The 16,467-nt window shown below is 60.6% G+C and carries 14 protein-coding genes; 7 read left to right on the forward strand and 7 right to left on the reverse strand.

The annotated features are described in order from the left end of the window. Positions 1 to 23 precede the first annotated feature (23 nt). From C9383_RS11445 to C9383_RS11455, 3 genes are all read right to left on the reverse strand, one after another. Positions 24 to 1,658 carry an ABC transporter substrate-binding protein gene (locus tag C9383_RS11445; RefSeq protein ID WP_090371313.1) on the reverse strand — a complete coding sequence of 545 codons (1,635 nt, stop codon included), beginning with the start codon at positions 1,656 to 1,658 and terminating at the stop codon, positions 24 to 26. 293 nt (positions 1,659 to 1,951) lie between these two features. Then, on the reverse strand, positions 1,952 to 3,178 hold the full coding sequence (locus C9383_RS11450) for a M24 family metallopeptidase (protein WP_090371311.1): 1,227 nt from the start codon (positions 3,176 to 3,178) through the stop codon (positions 1,952 to 1,954). Positions 3,179 to 3,229: 51 nt separating this feature from the next. Continuing rightward, a complete protein-coding gene (locus C9383_RS11455; RefSeq protein WP_090371310.1) occupies positions 3,230 to 4,111 on the reverse strand; it encodes a HalD/BesD family halogenase in 882 nt (293 codons plus the stop codon). Positions 4,112 to 4,216: 105 nt separating this feature from the next. On the opposite strand from C9383_RS11455, the gene C9383_RS11460 reads away from it, so the two are divergent. Next, positions 4,217 to 5,131, forward strand: a complete 915-nt coding sequence (locus tag C9383_RS11460) for a LysR family transcriptional regulator (RefSeq protein ID WP_090371308.1) — start codon at positions 4,217 to 4,219, stop codon at positions 5,129 to 5,131. On the opposite strand, the gene C9383_RS11465 is transcribed toward C9383_RS11460, so the two are convergent. Further along, the gene (locus C9383_RS11465) at positions 5,069 to 6,301 is read right to left on the reverse strand and encodes an MFS transporter (RefSeq protein ID WP_090371306.1); all 1,233 of its coding nucleotides are present in this window, start codon (positions 6,299 to 6,301) and stop codon (positions 5,069 to 5,071) included. The genes C9383_RS11460 and C9383_RS11465 overlap by 63 nt on opposite strands. Positions 6,302 to 6,585: 284 nt before the next feature. Here C9383_RS11465 and C9383_RS11470 point away from each other — a divergent pair, with 284 nt between their 5' ends. From C9383_RS11470 to C9383_RS11490, 5 genes are all read left to right on the forward strand, one after another. Further along, a complete protein-coding gene (locus C9383_RS11470) occupies positions 6,586 to 7,515 on the forward strand; it encodes a LysR substrate-binding domain-containing protein (RefSeq protein WP_081086943.1) in 930 nt (309 codons plus the stop codon). A gap of 115 nt (positions 7,516 to 7,630) precedes the next feature. Continuing rightward, positions 7,631 to 9,055, forward strand: a complete 1,425-nt coding sequence (aldA, locus tag C9383_RS11475) for an aldehyde dehydrogenase (protein WP_090371304.1) — start codon at positions 7,631 to 7,633, stop codon at positions 9,053 to 9,055. 75 nt (positions 9,056 to 9,130) lie between these two features. Next, a complete protein-coding gene (locus C9383_RS11480) occupies positions 9,131 to 10,441 on the forward strand; it encodes an MFS transporter (protein ID WP_090371302.1) in 1,311 nt (436 codons plus the stop codon). Between the two features lies 1 nt (position 10,442). Beyond that, positions 10,443 to 11,660, forward strand: coding sequence for a mandelate racemase/muconate lactonizing enzyme family protein (locus C9383_RS11485; RefSeq protein WP_060752780.1), 1,218 nt, complete (start codon positions 10,443 to 10,445; stop codon positions 11,658 to 11,660). Between the two features lie 24 nt (positions 11,661 to 11,684). Further along, entirely contained in the window at positions 11,685 to 13,295 is a 1,611-nt protein-coding gene (locus C9383_RS11490; protein ID WP_090371300.1) for a GMC family oxidoreductase, read from the forward strand. Between the two features lie 98 nt (positions 13,296 to 13,393). On the opposite strand, the gene C9383_RS11495 is transcribed toward C9383_RS11490, so the two are convergent. From C9383_RS11495 to C9383_RS11505, 3 genes are read right to left on the reverse strand one after another with little or no spacing between them, the layout of a single operon-like run. Beyond that, positions 13,394 to 14,086: an ABC transporter ATP-binding protein gene (locus tag C9383_RS11495; protein WP_412046863.1), complete on the reverse strand. Its 693-nt coding sequence runs from the start codon at positions 14,084 to 14,086 to the stop codon at positions 13,394 to 13,396. Between the two features lie 20 nt (positions 14,087 to 14,106). Next, a complete protein-coding gene (locus C9383_RS11500) occupies positions 14,107 to 14,934 on the reverse strand; it encodes an ABC transporter permease (protein WP_090371297.1) in 828 nt (275 codons plus the stop codon). A 10-nt stretch (positions 14,935 to 14,944) separates the two neighbouring features. Beyond that, positions 14,945 to 15,901, reverse strand: coding sequence for an aliphatic sulfonate ABC transporter substrate-binding protein (locus C9383_RS11505; protein ID WP_090371296.1), 957 nt, complete (start codon positions 15,899 to 15,901; stop codon positions 14,945 to 14,947). A 314-nt stretch (positions 15,902 to 16,215) separates the two neighbouring features. Here C9383_RS11505 and C9383_RS11510 point away from each other — a divergent pair, with 314 nt between their 5' ends. Further along, positions 16,216 to 16,431 (forward strand): TOBE domain-containing protein, encoded by a 216-nt coding sequence (locus tag C9383_RS11510; RefSeq protein WP_060752785.1) that lies wholly within the window; start codon positions 16,216 to 16,218, stop codon positions 16,429 to 16,431. Positions 16,432 to 16,467: the final 36 nt, after the last annotated feature.

Consider the following 16,467-nt stretch of genomic DNA (forward strand, 5'->3'; position numbering starts at 1 on the left):
CCGCCTGTGCGGGCAGTGTTGACTCAAGCGCTCAGCCAGACGTTACCCATGGGATAGAAGTCAGAGGGGTGTACCTGGAAACCCTGGACCTTTTTGCTCACCGCCGTGAATTTGTCACCCCAGAACGGCTGCACGATCACGCAGGCGTCTTGCAGGATCTGCTCGACGCTTTGCATGGCCACCGCGCGTTGCTGCGGGTCGATGATGCCCATGGCCTTATCCAGCGCGGCATCGAAAGCCGGGTCGCTGTAGTGGCTTTCGTTCCAGGCGCCGCCGCCGCGATAAGCCAGTTCCAATGACATCACTCCGAGCGGGCGATGGGCCCAGTAGGTGAGGCTGAACGCGGCCTTGTCCCAGATCGGCCAGTATTGAGCGGCGGGCACCACTTTGAGGTTGATGCGTATCCCGGCTTCCAGGCAATTCTGCTGCAGGATCTGTGCGCAGTCCTGCTCATAGCGTCCCTGGGTATTGCCGACGATCAGGTCGATGTCCAGGCCATTGGGAAAGCCGGCTTCGGCGAGCAATTTCCTGGCTTGCGCCACGTCGCGGTTGCGCTTGGGCAGCGGGAAATATTCAGGATGGGAGGGCGCTACATGGTGGTCCTCGCCCAGGGTGCCCATGCCACGGTAGGCGATCTTCAGCATCTGCGCGTTGTCGGCGCACAGCACCACGGCTTTGCGGATGCGCAGGTCGGTGAACGGTTTCTGGTCGCAGGCCATGCGCATCACGACGGTTTGCGCGGATTTGCAACTGAGCAACTGTGCGCCGGGCAGGCGCTTGGCCAGGTCCAGTTCGGCCACGGTCACCCGGTACAACACGTCAACCTGGCCGGCCTGCAAGGCCGCAAGGTGAGTGGACACGTCGGTGCCCATGTCGATGTAGCGCAGTTCGTCGAGGTGGGCGGGCTTGCCCCAGTAATCGGCACGCTTGGCGAAGGTGGCCTGCTTGTTCACCGCGAATGAGACCAGCTTGAACGGCCCGGTGGCCAGCGGATTTTTCGCCCAGTCATCACCCGCCTTGAAGCTGCGGTGCACAATGGCGCAGGTGAAGGCGTTGAGCATCTCCGGGATCGCCAGAATGGGCCGTTTGAGGTGCAGGCGGAACTGGTAGTCCCCGACTTTTTCGAAGGCTTTGATGTCCTGGAACGCAGTGCGGTTGACCGACTTGGAGTCGGCGGCAATCCAGCGTTCGATGTTGTGTTGCACGTCGTCGACGTTGAAACGCTCGCCGTTGCTCCACGTCACGTCCTGGCGCAGGTTGAAGGTCCAGGTGGTGAGGTCCTCGGACGGGCTCCAGCTTTCGGCGAGGTAAGGGTGGGTGACGTTGTCGGCGTCGACCCAGGTCAGGTATTCCAGGGAATTGCGCAGCAGGTTCGAAGCTTCGATCCAGGTGATCAGCATCGGGTCCTGGATTTCCTGGATCGCACAGGCAAAGCGCAGGCTGCCGCCTTGGCGCGCGGGCGTGGCATCAGCGGCCTGAGCCTCGTTGCCCAACAGGGCCGAGCCCAGGAAGTTGCTGGCGCTGGCGACGGTAACGCCCAGCAGCGCGGCGGTACGCAAAAATTGGCGGCGGTTTATCTCTCCGCTTTTGACTTGGGCACACAGGTTGTCAACGGCTGGATGCGGCAGGGTGCCGCCCAGGGTAGTCAGGTCTTTCATAAGCCTCTCCGGTACTTGCGAATATGCGTTTTTGTTGAACCGCAAGGGTCAGTGGCAGGCGCAGCAACGGCGCAGCACGGACCTCTGTGAAGCCGGCAGAAGAACAAGGCAAAACGAAGTCAGGAGGCGGGCAATGGGATAGGACATAGGGCAGCTCTCATGTTGTTTTTATTAGAGATGCCCGCAGTTTTGTCATTTGCGCAACGATGGACAAACGACAAATTCTGCGCAGTAACCTTCTATAAATGCATGTTACAGATCCGTCCCAGGGCCGCCTGTATGGCTGGATCGGTTCAGCGTGGCAACAGGCGCGCATCGAAGGGGTAATCGGAGAGCAGCTCGATGCCGTGCTCGTGAATGTAGATCTGTTCTTCGAGCTTCACGCCTTCGCCGCCGTCGTCGTGGCCAATGTAGCTCTCCACGCAGATGGTCATGCCGGCTTCGAACACACCGTCGTAACCCAGCGCATCGATGTCCTCACGGTGCACCACATAAGGGTATTCACCGGTCATGCCAACCCCGTGCACCAGCGCGAAATAACGATTGTTCTTGTAATGCTCGGGAATCTTCCAGGCCATCTCTGCGTATTCCTTGAAGCTGCGTCCGGCCTTGAGCATTTCAACGTTGGTTTGCACTTGTTCATAGGCGAGTTTGTACAGCTCCTGCTGTTTGGCGGTGGCCGCCTGGTCGCCGCACAGGAAGGTGCGGGAAAAGTCCGCGTAATAACCGAAGCGCCCAACCACATCGGTATCCAATGCCACCAGGTCACCGGCTTCGATCGGCCGTGTGCTGCATTCCTGGAACCATGGGTTGGTACGCGGGCCGGATGACAGCAGGCGTGTTTCCACATAGTCGCCGTCGGTGGCGATGACATGCTGGTGCAGGTGCGACCACAGCTGGTTTTCGGTGATGCCGGGCACCAATCGGCTTTCCATCAGGCGCACTCCTGCTTCGGTGGCGCGCAGGCTGGCGCGGATCATCTTCAGCTCATTGGGCACCTTGATGCAGCGTGCTCGCTCCAGCGGCTCCTGGGCGTCGAACACTTGATAGCCGAGGCGTTGCAGCTCGAATGCGGCGGCCGAAGTGGCACTTTCAATCGCAATGCGTTTACCGCCACCGCACTGTCGCACCAGCTCATCAATCTCGGCGGCCCAGTCGGCGGTGACGTTGCTCAGGAAGCTGTCGCAAAAATAGTAGGAAATCGCTTTGGCCGGGCGGACTTCATCGACGGTGTTCAGGTTTTCGGCCAAGTGCAGGCAGCCGCCGAACTCGAAGACCACCACCGGGCCTTCCGCCGGGATAAACGCATAGCGTGCCGGGTTGCGGGCCGAGTACACCTGCATGTTGCGCGAGCCGGTGGCGTAGCGCATGTGGGTCGGGTCGAACAGCACACAGGCGGCGTAGTCGCGTTTTTTCAGTTCGTTGCGTACCCGTTGCAGGCGGTCCAGCTGGATCTGCTGGATCTCGTCATAGGTGGGTTCACAGTCGGCGGGGTTGCGGTTCGGGCCGGACAGACTCATGGGGATTCCTCGCAGGGCAAATACGGTTTTTTGAGTTTTTGGAGAGGTCAATCAATCGAGCAACTGGTCGCTGCGTACCAGGTTGCGTTCGGCTTGCAGATGCGCTTCGGACAGGCGTCCGTAAAGCTGTTTGGTACGTTGGGCGCGGCCGATGATCCCGGGCTTTTCCGAGTAGGCGAAAATCGCCGTGTTGCGTTCGATGGTGCCTTCCACGCGGGTCACGCGGTGCACCGAGAAGCGGCCCTTGAAGATCTGCAAGTCGCCGGGGTTGAGCTCCAGTTCCTGCACGCGCGAGCGGTCTTCACCGCGCACCACTTTGCCGACGGCACCCAGGTTTTCCTGGCTGCGCGAGCGGATCATCGGCGCGTACTCGAACCGGCCGCCGGCCTCGGGCTTCTGGGTCATCATGCTGACGATGAATTCGTTGGTGTCGAAGTGCCAAGGCTGTTCGGTGCCCTCGGGCATGACGTTGATCACCAGCCCGGCGAAGGGGTCGGCGTATTCGAAAATCTCCGGTTCATCCAGGCAGGCGCCGATAAAGCGTTTCATCATGGGGGAGACGTACAGCCGGTGAATGATCGCGTCAGGAGCGATCATGTCGCGGGTCACAAAGCCGCTGGTGCGCTCCATGAATGTGCGACGCGGATCATCCTGGGGCAGGCTGGGGTCATCCTCGGTGAAGTAGGCGTTGACTTTGCGCACCGAATAAAAGGTCTTGCCCGACAGCGCCTGGCCTTCCTGGCGCGCCTGCTCCAGTACTTGTGGGCGCAGGAAGTTCTTCAGCAGGCAGCAACCGTCCTCAGCCAGTTCGGCGCGGGCGTGTTCAATGAGTGTGCGTAATTGAACATGGCCCGAATCATGTATGGGATAGAGTTCGGTATTAACGATGTCGCTGATATCGCCGGTTTCGGCATCGGCAAGTTTAAGACTCATACACGGCTCCTGAAGTCGGTGGTGGTGTTGAGTCGATAGTTGCGTAAAGCGGTTTGAAGTGGAAATTACAAGTTGTGATCGAATCCATCGGCAGGGGCGATAGTTATGTCAGGCGAACTGGATGGCAGCTTACTTAAAGTGTTTGTGGCAATTATCGAGTGCCAGGGTTTTTCGGCCGCCGCCGAGCGTCTGCATAAAACCCAGTCCACCGTCAGCCAGAGCTTGCAACGACTCGAAGAGATTGTCGGCGCGCCACTGATCCATCGCACCAGCCGCTCCATTGGCCTCACGCCAAGCGGGGAAACCTTTCTGATCTATGCCCGGCAAATCCTCAAGCTGCACGTCGAGGCGATCAGTGCCGCGCAATTGCCCAACGAGCAGGTGTGTATCCACTTGGGCATGCCCGAGGATTACGCCGAATACTGCCTGGGCGGGATGCTCAAGGATTTCCAGGCACAGTTTGCCCAGGTGCGTCCGGATGTCTGCTGCGAAATGTCGACTGCGCTGGTCGGCCGCTTGCTGCGCGGCGAGCTGGACCTGGTGCTAGGCGTCGAGCATGCCGGCTTGCAGCCTGGGGAATACCTGTGCGATGAGCCGCTGGCGTGGGTCGCGGCACCGAGCTGGAGTGGGGTGGGGCGCCAGTCGGTGCCGCTCGCGGTATACGCCGAGGGCTGCGCATTCAGGGCCAATGCCGTGCAGGCGCTGGCCCACGCGGGGCGCTCTTGGCAAGTGGTCTACACCAGCCAGAGCCCGCGCGGGATTGCGATTGCCATCGAGCAAGGATTATCCGTGGGCGTCATGGCGCGGCGTTTAGTGCCGCAAGGCTGGCAAATTCTGGACGAGCGCCAGGGCTTTCCGCCGATTGCCCCGGCGCGCCTGATGTTCTGGCGCTCAACCGGTTGCCAGGTACCGGAAGTGGACGCACTGGTGCAGATTCTACAACGTCAGTTAGGCGATTCAGGGAGTCGGCAACACCGGCACTTCGACAGCCTTCGCACGAGCCATGCGCTTGAGCAATAGCAGGCTGGCCAGCACCCAGCCGGTGATCCAGGCATGCACCACGGCAAACTCGCCGCTGACCTGCAACAACCCGCCGCACAGTGCATTGGCCGCGGCGCTGGCCAGGCCATAGCTGACCATGCTCAGGCTCACCACCTGCAGGCTGTGCACCGGGTTCAGGCGGGCACTGAGGTAGGCCGCCATCAAGCCCCAGGACGGGAAATAAAACAGAGCGAACAAGGCGGCTGCCCACACACTGAGCAACAGGCTGGGATGGCCCAGCAGGCCGAGCATGGCCAGGCCGAAGGCACCGATACTCAGCGCCATGACCCTCAGCGCGCCCCAGCGATCGGCCAGCGCCCCGAGCAGCAGCCCGCCGACGGCGCCTCCGATGCCGATCAGCGTCCACAGCGTACCGGTCATGGTGGCGCTGGCCTGCAATTGATCGCTGGCAAACGCCGATAGAAAATTGAGAAACGGCCCACTGATCGCGCCGATAAACCCGCTGAGCAGCACAATCTGCAGGGCCACCGGTTGCTCAAGGCACAGGCGCAGCCATTGCCTGGCGACCTCGCTGAAGGTGGGCGGCGTCGCGGAGCGGGGCGCCTGCTCTGCGTGGGGCGCCAAGGCCCAGAGCGTCAGCAGGGTGACCAGCAGCGTCAAACCGGCGCAAATCAACCAGAATTGGCGCAAGGTCAAGCCCTGCAAGCCTGCAATCAGCAGCCCGTTCAAGCAGATTGCAAAGGCCGCTCCCGACGATGCCAACCCTAATACACGGCTACGGTGGCTGGCGGGGATCACCTCACGGGCCAAGGCTGCAATCGCGTTCCAGTTCGACACCGCGCACGCCGACACCAGTGCCAGGCACAGTGCAAACGGCAGCACCCACGGCGTGGCGACGGCCAGCGCCAGCAGGACCGGGCTCAATACGATCGTCAGGCGCACCATGGTGCGCGGGCTTACCCACGCGGCGGCAATGCCGCTGGCTATCGAAGCGCCCATGTAGAACAGTTGCAGCAGCGCGGCAATCAGCGCGGCCTGGCTGTAGCTCAACTCAAATAACTCACGGATCTGCGGCAATAACGCCGAATACAGGAAAATACTGAAACCGTGGGTGGTTGCATTGCAGGCGGTGAACACAAGTGCCAGCAGCCCGATACTTCGTCGCGATGAGAAAGTTGTTGTCGACATGCTGCGGCCCGAAGTTAATAAGTGAGTAAATTTTCAGCCAGACTAACTTTTGTGGCAGGTCAGTCACCAATGCTTAATTGTCTTAGTGTGCATGCGTAATACGCGTGCTATTTATTCGATAACGACGCTAACCGTCGAAAAACGACGCGGGAGATTAAAGCCGAGTGTTTTTCAGCGATGCTGGGTGCTACCGCTGAACTGATACAAAAAGGTATGTTGTGTGAAAATTTTCCTGCGGTGCCGTGGGAATTCGCTTCCTTGTCAGTTGCTGTCGAGTGCCCTCCATGAAACGTAAAATGCCCGGTCTCAATGCCCTCAAAGCCTTCGAAGTCGCCGGCAGCACCGGCAGCTTTACCCGGGCGGCGGAATTGTTGAACGTGACCCAGAGCGCAGTCAGCCGCCAGGTGCGCCAGCTTGAAGAACAATTGGGCGAGAGTCTGCTGGAGCGCCGCCATCATCACCTTGAACTCACCAGCGCCGGGCGCGTGCTGCTGCGCGCGCTGCACCAGTCCTTCGACAAGATCGAGCTGACGGTGCGTAGCATCCAGCAGAAAACCCACTCCAACCGCCTGCACATCAACGCACCGCCGACGTTCACCAGTCGCTGGTTGATGCCGCGCCTGGGGCGCTTGCGTGAGGCGCATCCAGAGTTGGAACTGAGCATTACCACGTGCTTGCAGGACAGCCTGGCGCAGACCAGTACGCTCGATTGCGCGATTCGGTTTGGCAATGGTGAGTGGGACGGGCTGGACAGTTCCTTGTTGATCCAGGAGCGGCATATCGCGGTGTGCGCGCCCTCGCTGTATGCCCGCGAATGCAGCGATGGCGTGGATCTGAATCGCATGACCTTGCTGCATGTGCTGGCCAATGAGGACCAGCGTTACCTGACCTGGAAGCACTGGCTGGATGCGGCGCGGATTCATGGGGTGGATACGCAGGGCGGGTATGAATTCGACCTGCTGGACCTGGCGATCCGGGCGGCGACGGATGGGTTGGGGATTACCATTGCGGATTGGCATATGGTCGCAGCGGAACTGGCCAGTGGGCAGTTGACGCAGGTGTTGAATGTGCATGTGGAGGGGCATCAGTCGTATTGGCTGGTGACCCGACCCGAGCAGACGGATATGCCGCAGTTGCAGGTGTTCGAGCGATGGTTGCAGGAGGAGATCTGGTTGGCGCAGCGGCAGTTGGAGCCGTCTACGGCGGCGGGTTGATTACCCCTAACCTGCATTTTTCGAATGTTACCCCACCCAATAAGTCGTTTGCCCGCCCTCCATACAACGACAAAACTGCATGTCACTCGCAAAACAACAACGTTGGGCAAACCACATGCAATTCGAGCGCAATTTCTACAACGGCCAGTTCGTCGAACCGGCCAGCGATGCCCTGATCGCCGTCTACAACCCTGCCGATGAAACCCTCGCCGGTCACGTCAGTGCCGCCAGCGCCGACGAGGCCATCGCTGCCGTCGACGCGGCTGCCGTCGCCCAGAAAACCTGGGGCAAGCTCACCAGCATCGAGCGCGCCGAGCACCTTCGCGCCTTGGCCGATGCCCTGGACAGCCACGCCGTAGCCATCGGCACGGCCCTGGCCAGGGAGTCCGGTAAAAGCGTCAGCGACGCGAGCAACGAAGCACGCTACGCCGCGCAGATCACCCGTTACCATGCCGAATGGGCGCGCCGTATCGAAGGCGAGATCATCCCCAGCGACACGCCGGACGAAAACCTGTTCCTGCAACGCGAACCGATTGGCGTGGTGGCTTGCCTGATTCCGTTCAACTATCCGGTGTATACCTTGCTGCGCAAGATCGCTCCGGCGTTGATCGCCGGTAACACGGTGGTGGTGCGCCCGAGCAACAACACGCCGCTGTCGGCGTTTGAAATCGCCAGAGCGGTGATCAATGCCGGGATTCCAGCCGGTGTGATCAACATCCTGACCATGGATCACGCCACCGCAGCCAGCGTCTGCACGCACAAGGCGGTCGGCCTGATTACCCTCACCGGCAGCGTGAATGCCGGGCGTACCGTGCTCGATTACTGCAAGGCCAATATCGCCAAGCCGTCCCTGGAACTGGGCGGCAAGACGCCGGCGATCATCGAAGCCGATGCCGACCTGGAAAAGGCCGCCAGCGCCATCGTCGCGTCCAAGACCACGCACTGCGGCCAGCTGTGTACGGCGGTGGAGCGGGTGTATGTGCACGAGGCTGTCCATGACGCGTTCCTCGCACTGCTGAAAACCAAAATCAGCGCAGTGAAATTCGGCGACCGTGCCAACGACGAAAGCCTGATGGGCCCGCTGGCCAACGCCAGTTCCCGCAAGAATATTCACGCCATGGTCGAGCGCGCCGTTGCCGCCGGTGCTGTACTGGAAACAGGCGGCGTGCTGCCCGACGGCCCTGGGTATTTCTATCCGCCGACCTTGCTCAGCCATTGCCGCCAGGACATGGAAATCATCCAGGAAGAAATCTTCGGCCCGGTGCTGCCGGTGCTCAAGTACCGCGACATCGATGAGGCGCTGGCGATGGCCAACGACCACCAGTTCGGTCTGTCGTCGGTGCTTTACACCGAGAACTACCGCACGGCAATGAAGGTGGCGAATGCGATCGAGGCCGGCGAGTTGTATGTCAATCGGACCCCGGCGGACCCCTACCAGGGTTTCCACGCCGGATGGAAACGCTCAGGGCTGGGCGGCGACGACGGCAAGCACGGGATGCTGGAGTTCACCCAGACCCGCTTGGTGGTCATGAAGTACTGAGCCACGCACACCGCTGCACCTTTAATAAAAACAATTATCAGGGCACCCGCGCATCGGGCGCCCGAGGTCTACACGATGTCCAAGCCTGCACCTGTTGCCCAGGGTTCCGTTGCCGTGTCCGCGGCAAGCAGCGACAAAGCCAGTCGCTATTTCCAACTGCTATTACTGGTACTGGCGGCGGGGGCGATCTACCCGATCCTCTACCTGCGCCAGGTCTACCAGACCACCATGCTCGATGTGTTCCAGATCAACCACAGCGAGCTGGGTTACCTGTACTCCATGCTCGGCACGGTTTTTTTGCTCAGCTACTTGCCCAGCGGTTGGCTGGCCGACCGTTTGCCGCCGCGCTTTTTGATCTTCTTCTCGCTGGTCGCGACCGGTGCATTGGGCTTGTGGTACGCCAGCGTGCCGTCGATGACCGGCTTGATGATCATCTTCGGCTGCTGGGGGCTGACCACCGGCCTGACCTTTTGGGCCTCGGTGCTCAAGCGCGTGAAGATGATTGCGCACCCCTCTGAGCAGGGCCGTTTCTTTGGCATTCTCGACGGCGGGCGCGGCCTGGTGGAAGCCTTGTTGGCGACCGTGGCCCTGGGTCTGTTTGCCTATGCCACCGAAACGCAAAGCCGGTCGGCGGCTGAAGGTTTCAAGCAGGTGGTGTACCTGTACTCGTTTATCTGCATCGCCATCGGCTGCGGATTGGTGTTGCTCAAAGACCCCAAGTCCCTGGCCGAAACGGCAGCGGTGGAGAAGGGCAAGTTCAACCTGATCACCGACCTGACGACATTGGTGAAGATCCCTGAACTGTGGCTGGTGACCGCCATCGTGTTCTGCGGTTACCACATGTTCTGGGCCACCTACAGTTTTTCCGACTACCTGCAAGGCAGCGGCATGACCGCCGTGATGGCCGGCACCATCACGACCATCAAGCTGTGGATGCGCCCCATCGGCGGCATCGGTGGCGGTTGGCTGGGGGACAAGTTCTCGAACATTTCGGTGCTGATTGTCGCGTTGGTGCTGGTGACCCTGGCCATGCTCGGGCTGATCGTCTTCCCTGCGTTCAACAGCCTGGGCCTGCTGATCGGCACGGTGATCTTTATCGGACTGATGACCTACGCGATTCGCGGCCTGTACTGGGCGATCCTCGACAGCTGCGACATCCCGCTACGCATCACCGGCCTGGCCATCGGCATTGTGTCGGTGGTGGGTTACTTGCCAGACACCTTTATCCCCTTGATCAACGGCTACTTGACCGAGACCTACCCGGGCAAGGCCGGCTACACCCTGTATTTCGGCTACATCGCCTTTATCGGCGTGCTCGGGACCCTGGCGGCCCTGACCTTGCGCGCCCGGATCAACCGTAAAAAATTCAACCGGACAGGTGCCTGAGATGAAAATCGTCGCCCTTGAAACCCATATCGTTGCCGTACCACCGCCGCACATTGGCGGGATGTACTGGCTGTTCGTCAAGCTCAAGACCGACTGTGGCATTGAAGGCGTCGGCGAGATTTACGCCGCCACCTTCGGCCCCAAGGCCATGCTGCCGATCATTGAGGATGTGTTCGAGCGTTATCTGCTCAACCATGACCCACACCACATCGAGCGGTTTTTCCGTCAGGCCTATTCTAGCGGCTTCACCCAGCGCCCGGACCTGACCATGATGGGCGTGGTCAGCGGCCTGGAAATGGCCTGCTGGGACATCATCGGCAAGGCCGCCAACAAGCCGGTCTACGAGTTGCTGGGTGGCAAGGTCAACGAGCGCTTGCGTTCCTACACCTACCTGTACCCGGTCAACAGCAAGGGCGAGTATGACTATGACGACCCGGACCTGGCGGCCGAATGCGCCATCGAGAACATGAACAAAGGCTTTACCGCGCTGAAGTTCGACCCGGCCGGACCGTACACCGCTTATTCCGGTCACCAGGTCTCCCTGCAAGTGCTGGAGCGTTGCGAGACTTTCTGCCGCAAGATCCGTGAGGCGGTGGGTGACCGGTGCGACCTGCTGTTTGGTACGCACGGGCAGATGGTGCCGTCGTCGGCTATCCGCCTGGCCAAGCGTCTGGAGAAATACGACCCGCTGTGGTTCGAAGAACCGGTGCCGCCAGGCCAGGAAGACGCGATGGCCCAGGTTGCGGCCAAGACCAGCATCCCCATTGCCACTGGGGAGCGCCTGACCACCAAGTACGAATTTTTCAAGCTGCTGCAAGCGGGCGGCGCTTCGATTCTGCAAATGAACGTGGCGCGCTGTGGCGGGCTGCTGGAAGCCAAGAAGATCGCGAGCATGGCCGAGGCTTATTACGCGCAGATCGCGCCTCACCTTTACAACGGGCCGATTGGCGCGGCGGCGAGTTTCCAACTGGCGACCTGTACGCCGAATTTCCTGATCCAGGAAAGCATCATGACCTGGGGTGGTTTCCACGCCGAGGTGCTGACCAGGCCGCTGCACTGGGAAGACGGCTACATCATCCCGTCCACCGAACCCGGGCTTGGCGTGGAGCTGAATATGGACGTGGTGCGCAAGCACACGCCGTATACCGGCGAACGCCTGCACCTGCAAATGGCGCCAACCCCGGCTGACGTCAAAGACACTTCGCCCGCCAAGGGCTAAAAACGACTTATGCGGTAACCGTGAATGACATATGACTACATCATCGCCGGTGCTGGCGCCGCAGGCTGTGTCCTGGCCAACCGGCTGTCCGCTTCGGGCAAATACTCGGTGTTGCTGCTCGAAGCCGGCGGCAAGGACAGTTCCTGGTGGTTCAAGATCCCGGTCGGTTTCGCCAAGATGTATTACAACCCGACCTTCAACTGGATGTACTACAGCCAGCCGCAAAAGCAGTTGGCCGATCGGGCTATCTATGCGCCTCGCGGCAAGGTACAGGGTGGCTCGGGCTCGATCAACGCAATGATCTACGTGCGCGGCCAGGCCCATGACTTCAATGACTGGGCGGCGAATGGCAACGACGGCTGGAGTTTTGCGGACGTGCTGCCGTACTTTCGCAAGCTGGAAAACCACCCCTTGGGTGACACCGAGTATCACGGTGGCAGTGGCCCCATCAGCATCACACCGATGAAGGGCCATACCCACCCGATTTGCGACGTGTTTCTCAAGGGCTGCGAGCAACTCGGTTATGGCTTGAGCGATGACTTCAACGGCCCGAACTTTGAAGGCGCGGGCCTGTATGACGTCAACACGCGCAATGGCGAGCGCTGCTCCAGCAGTTTTGCGCACCTGCATCCGGCGCTCGGCCGTACCAATTTGACGGTGGAACTGCACGCATTGGTCGACCGCGTGCTGTTCGACGACCAGCAACGCGCCACGGGCATCAGCGTGACCCAGCACGGCGTGGCCCGCACCTTTACCGCACGCAAGGAGGTCATCCTGTGTGCCGGTGCGGTGGACACGCCGAAAATCCTGCAATTGTCCGGTGTGGCGGATCAACAACTGCTCGCTGAACACAATATCTCACTGGTCAAGCACCTGCCGGCCGTGGGCGAAAACCTGCAGGATCACCTGTGCGTCAGCTACTACTACAAGGCCAATATCCCGACGCTGAACGACCAACTCAGCTCGCTGTTCGGCCAACTGAAGCTGGGCCTCAAGTACCTGTTCACGCGAAAGGGCGCGCTGGCGATGAGCGTCAACCAGGCCGGTGGGTTCTTCCGTGGAAACGCCGAGCAGGCTGACCCGAACCTGCAGCTGTACTTCAACCCGCTGTCCTACCAGATTCCGAAAAACAACAAGGCCAGCCTCAAGCCCGAGCCGTACTCCGGATTCCTGCTGTGCTTCAATCCGTGTCGGCCCACCAGTCGCGGCACCATCCGCATAGCCTCGAAAAACCCGCGTGATGCAGCGCTGATCGACCCCAACTACCTGAGCACCCAGAAGGACATCGACGAGGTGATCCAGGGCAGTCGATTGATGCGCAAGATCATGCAGGCGCCTGCGCTCAAGGGCATCACGGTGGCCGAGGTTCTACCCGGCGCGGCGGTGCAGAGCGATGAGCAGATGCTGCAATACTTTCGCGAAAACAGCGGCTCGATCTACCACCTCTGCGGCTCATGCGCCATGGGCTCGGACCCGCGTACATCGGTGGTGGACAAGCGCTTGAAGGTGCATGGACTGGACGGATTACGCATTGTCGATGCGTCGATCTTCCCGAATGTGACTTCGGGCAATACCCATGCGGCGGTGTTGATGGTGGCGGAGAAGGGCGCGGATCTGATTTTGCAGGATGCTTGAGGCATTCCCGACACCGATGCACCAGGGGCAATGCCAGCCACAGTGACAGCGTTGCGCCTCGCCTGGCTGGCATTAGGGCCCGACCGCCCACTACTGGATCAGATCACGTGCGCTCGCTGCAATTGCGTCAGGGACAACGCTTTGAGCTGCGCCAGCATTGGATCACGGCGGTCTCTGGGGTGCGGCAGGTCCACCGCCAATGCCTGGCGAATGCTGCTTGGCCGGTTGCCCATCACCAGCACCCGATCACTCAAGTACAGCGCCTCGTCCACATCGTGGGTGACCAACAGCAACGCGATGGCGTGGTGCTCGGCCAGTTGCAGCAGCAAGTCCTGCAGCTTCATGCGGGTAAACGCATCCACCGCGCTGAACGGCTCATCCAGCAGCAAGACCTGCGGTCGCGAATACAGGCCACGGGCGATGGCCACTCGTTGCGCCATGCCCCCGGACAATGCCTTGGGCAGCGCCTGGGCAAAGCCCTTGAGGCCGACTTCCTCGATCAATTGCGTGACCCAGGCTTTATCGTAGTGGTTGTCGTCGCTGAAACCGATGTTCTGCTCCACCGTCAGCCAGGGCATCAGGCGCGGTTCCTGGAACACAAATGCGACTTCTCCATCCGGGCTGCGCAGTTCACCCTGATAGTCCTTGTCCAGCCCGGCGACGATACGCAACAGCGTACTTTTGCCACAGCCGCTTGGCCCCAGCAGGCTCACGGTTTCGCGAGGTTGCAAGGCCAGACTCACGTCGCTCAACACCACGGTGTCGCTGAAGCTCTTTCGCTCCACGCGCATATCCAATAACGGCGATGCAGTCACTGCTCCGCTCCTTGACCGTTGAAGGTATCGCGCCACGCCAGGCAGCGCTTTTCCAGCGCCGCGAGCAGGCCATCGCTGACCTTCCCCAACAGCGCCAGTACGATGATCGCCGCCAGCACGATGTCCGGCCGTGAGGTTTCGCGCCCATCGCTGAGCAGGTAGCCCAAGCCCTTGGTGGCTGCGATCAGCTCAGCCGCCACCAGGAACATCCACGCCAGGCTCAAGCCGCTGCGCAAACCGGTAAACAAGCCGGGCAGGGCGGCGGGCAGGAGGATGCGGCGTACCAATCGGCGTCGACTGAAGCCATACATTTGGCCCACTTCCACCAGCTTGCGATCGATATCGCGAATGGCCGCGACGCCATTGAGGTACACCGGGAAGAACGCGCCAATCGCGATCAGCACAATCTTCGAGGTTTCATCGATACCTAGCCACAACAGCAGCAGCGGTACCCAGGCCAAGCTCGGGATCGAACGCAACCCGGCGAACGTCGGCTCCAGGTAAGCTTCGGCCTCACGGCTCAACCCTACCCAGGCGGCAAATACCAGGGCCAGCCCGGCGCCGATGGCAAAGCCCAGCAGCACGCGGCCCAGGCTGGCACTGATGTGCTTCCACAGCGCGCCCTCGGCCAGCTGCGTCAGGGTCACGGCAATTTCGCTGGGCGCCGGCATCTGGTACGACGGCAACCAACCCACCCGCACGACCCCTTCCAGGATCAGCAGGATCAGCACCGGCAACACCAGGCCCTTGAGCCTGCGTGGCCAGGCGCTGCGGTTGATCACCTGCGGTGCCGTCAGCGGCAAAATCTGGGTCTTGCTGGTCATCCCGCGCCCCTTATTGACTGAACGAGGTGTCGATCAACTGGTCGATCACCTGGTCCACGTTCACCCCGCGCCGCACCAGTTCTTCAGACACCAGGATCGGCGCCGCGGCCTTGGATGACACGACATCCTTGCTGCTCAGGAACGGTGTGCTCAAGTCGGTGCGCGACAGTTGCAACTTGGCCACTTCCAACGGCAAGCCCGACTCGTCGGCCAGCAGCTTGGCGAATTCATCCGGGTGCTTCACGGCCCAGTCGCGGGCTTTCTCGTAGGCGCCGAGCACTTTGGTGATGGTCTGCGGATGCTCCTTGGCGAACGTCTCGGTAACGCTGACCACGCCATAACTGTTGAAGTCCTTGTTGCGATAGAGCAGGCGCGAACCGGCCTGGATTTCACTGGCGGCCATATGCGGATCGAGACCGGCCCAGGCGTCGACGTCGCCTTTCTCCAGGGCGGTGCGGCCATCCGGGTGTTGCAGGTGCACCAATTCCACATCGTCCTTGTTCAGCCCGGCCTTTTGCAGGCTGCGCAGGGTGAACAGGTACGGGTCGGTACCCTTGGTGGCGGCGATTTTCTTGCCCTTGAGGTCGGTGAGATTTTTAAGCGGCGAGTCCTTGCGTACCACCAGGGCCGTCCATTCGGCGCGACTGTATACGTACACCGATTTGATCGGGCTGCCATTGGCGCGGCTCAACACCGCAGACAGGCTGGCGGAAGACGCGAAGTCGACGCCGCCGCTGTTGAGGTACTCCAGTGACCGGTTGCTACCCTGGCTCAATACCCAGCCGACCTTGGAGTTCGGCAAGGCCTGCTCCAGCCAGCCGAAATGCTTGAGCACCAGGCTGACGGGCGAATAGTAGGCGTAGTCGAGGTTGACTTGGGCCGGATCTGTCTCGGCGGCAAAGGCCTGGGGTTGCAGGCACAGCGCGAGGGCGAAGACGCCCAATAAGCGTTGGGTAATGGGTTTCATGGAACCGCTCCGAAAGGCATGGGAAGGAGATTTTCTTATGCTTAGAAAATTAGTCAGCATGTTCCATCATGCTTTTCGGGAATATGCAGTCTCTGTGCCAGCGGGTTCGGCAGCGTATTGGCGGGGGGTGGCGGGATGATTGCTGTGGTGAGAGGGGCAGATTGTTGAATCACTGTTTGCTGGGCAACACCTCTTCATATGTCTAAGTGGAATAAATAAATAGTTATATATTCCTTTTGTGTTTTTCTCCGCTGCTGCATCTTGAGGGCCTGCGCATTCGTGCGGATTGACCCAACAGCTAAAGGAAAGCCGACATGACCATTAAAGCGATTAACGTGCGCAACCAGTTCAAGGGCGTGATCAAGGAAATACTGCAGGGTGAAGTGGTGTCCGAAATCGACGTGCAGACTGCATCCGGCATCGTCACTTCGGTGATCACCACCCGTTCGGTGCGTGATCTGGAGTTGAAGGTGGGCAGTGAGGTCATCGCTTTTGTGAAGTCGACGGAAGTGTCGATCGCCAAGCTCTGACCGCGCGTTCCCACGCCTTGCGTGGGAACGCCGCCC

Source organism: Pseudomonas palleroniana (assembly GCF_003031675.1).
GTDB lineage: Bacteria > Pseudomonadota > Gammaproteobacteria > Pseudomonadales > Pseudomonadaceae > Aquipseudomonas > Aquipseudomonas palleroniana.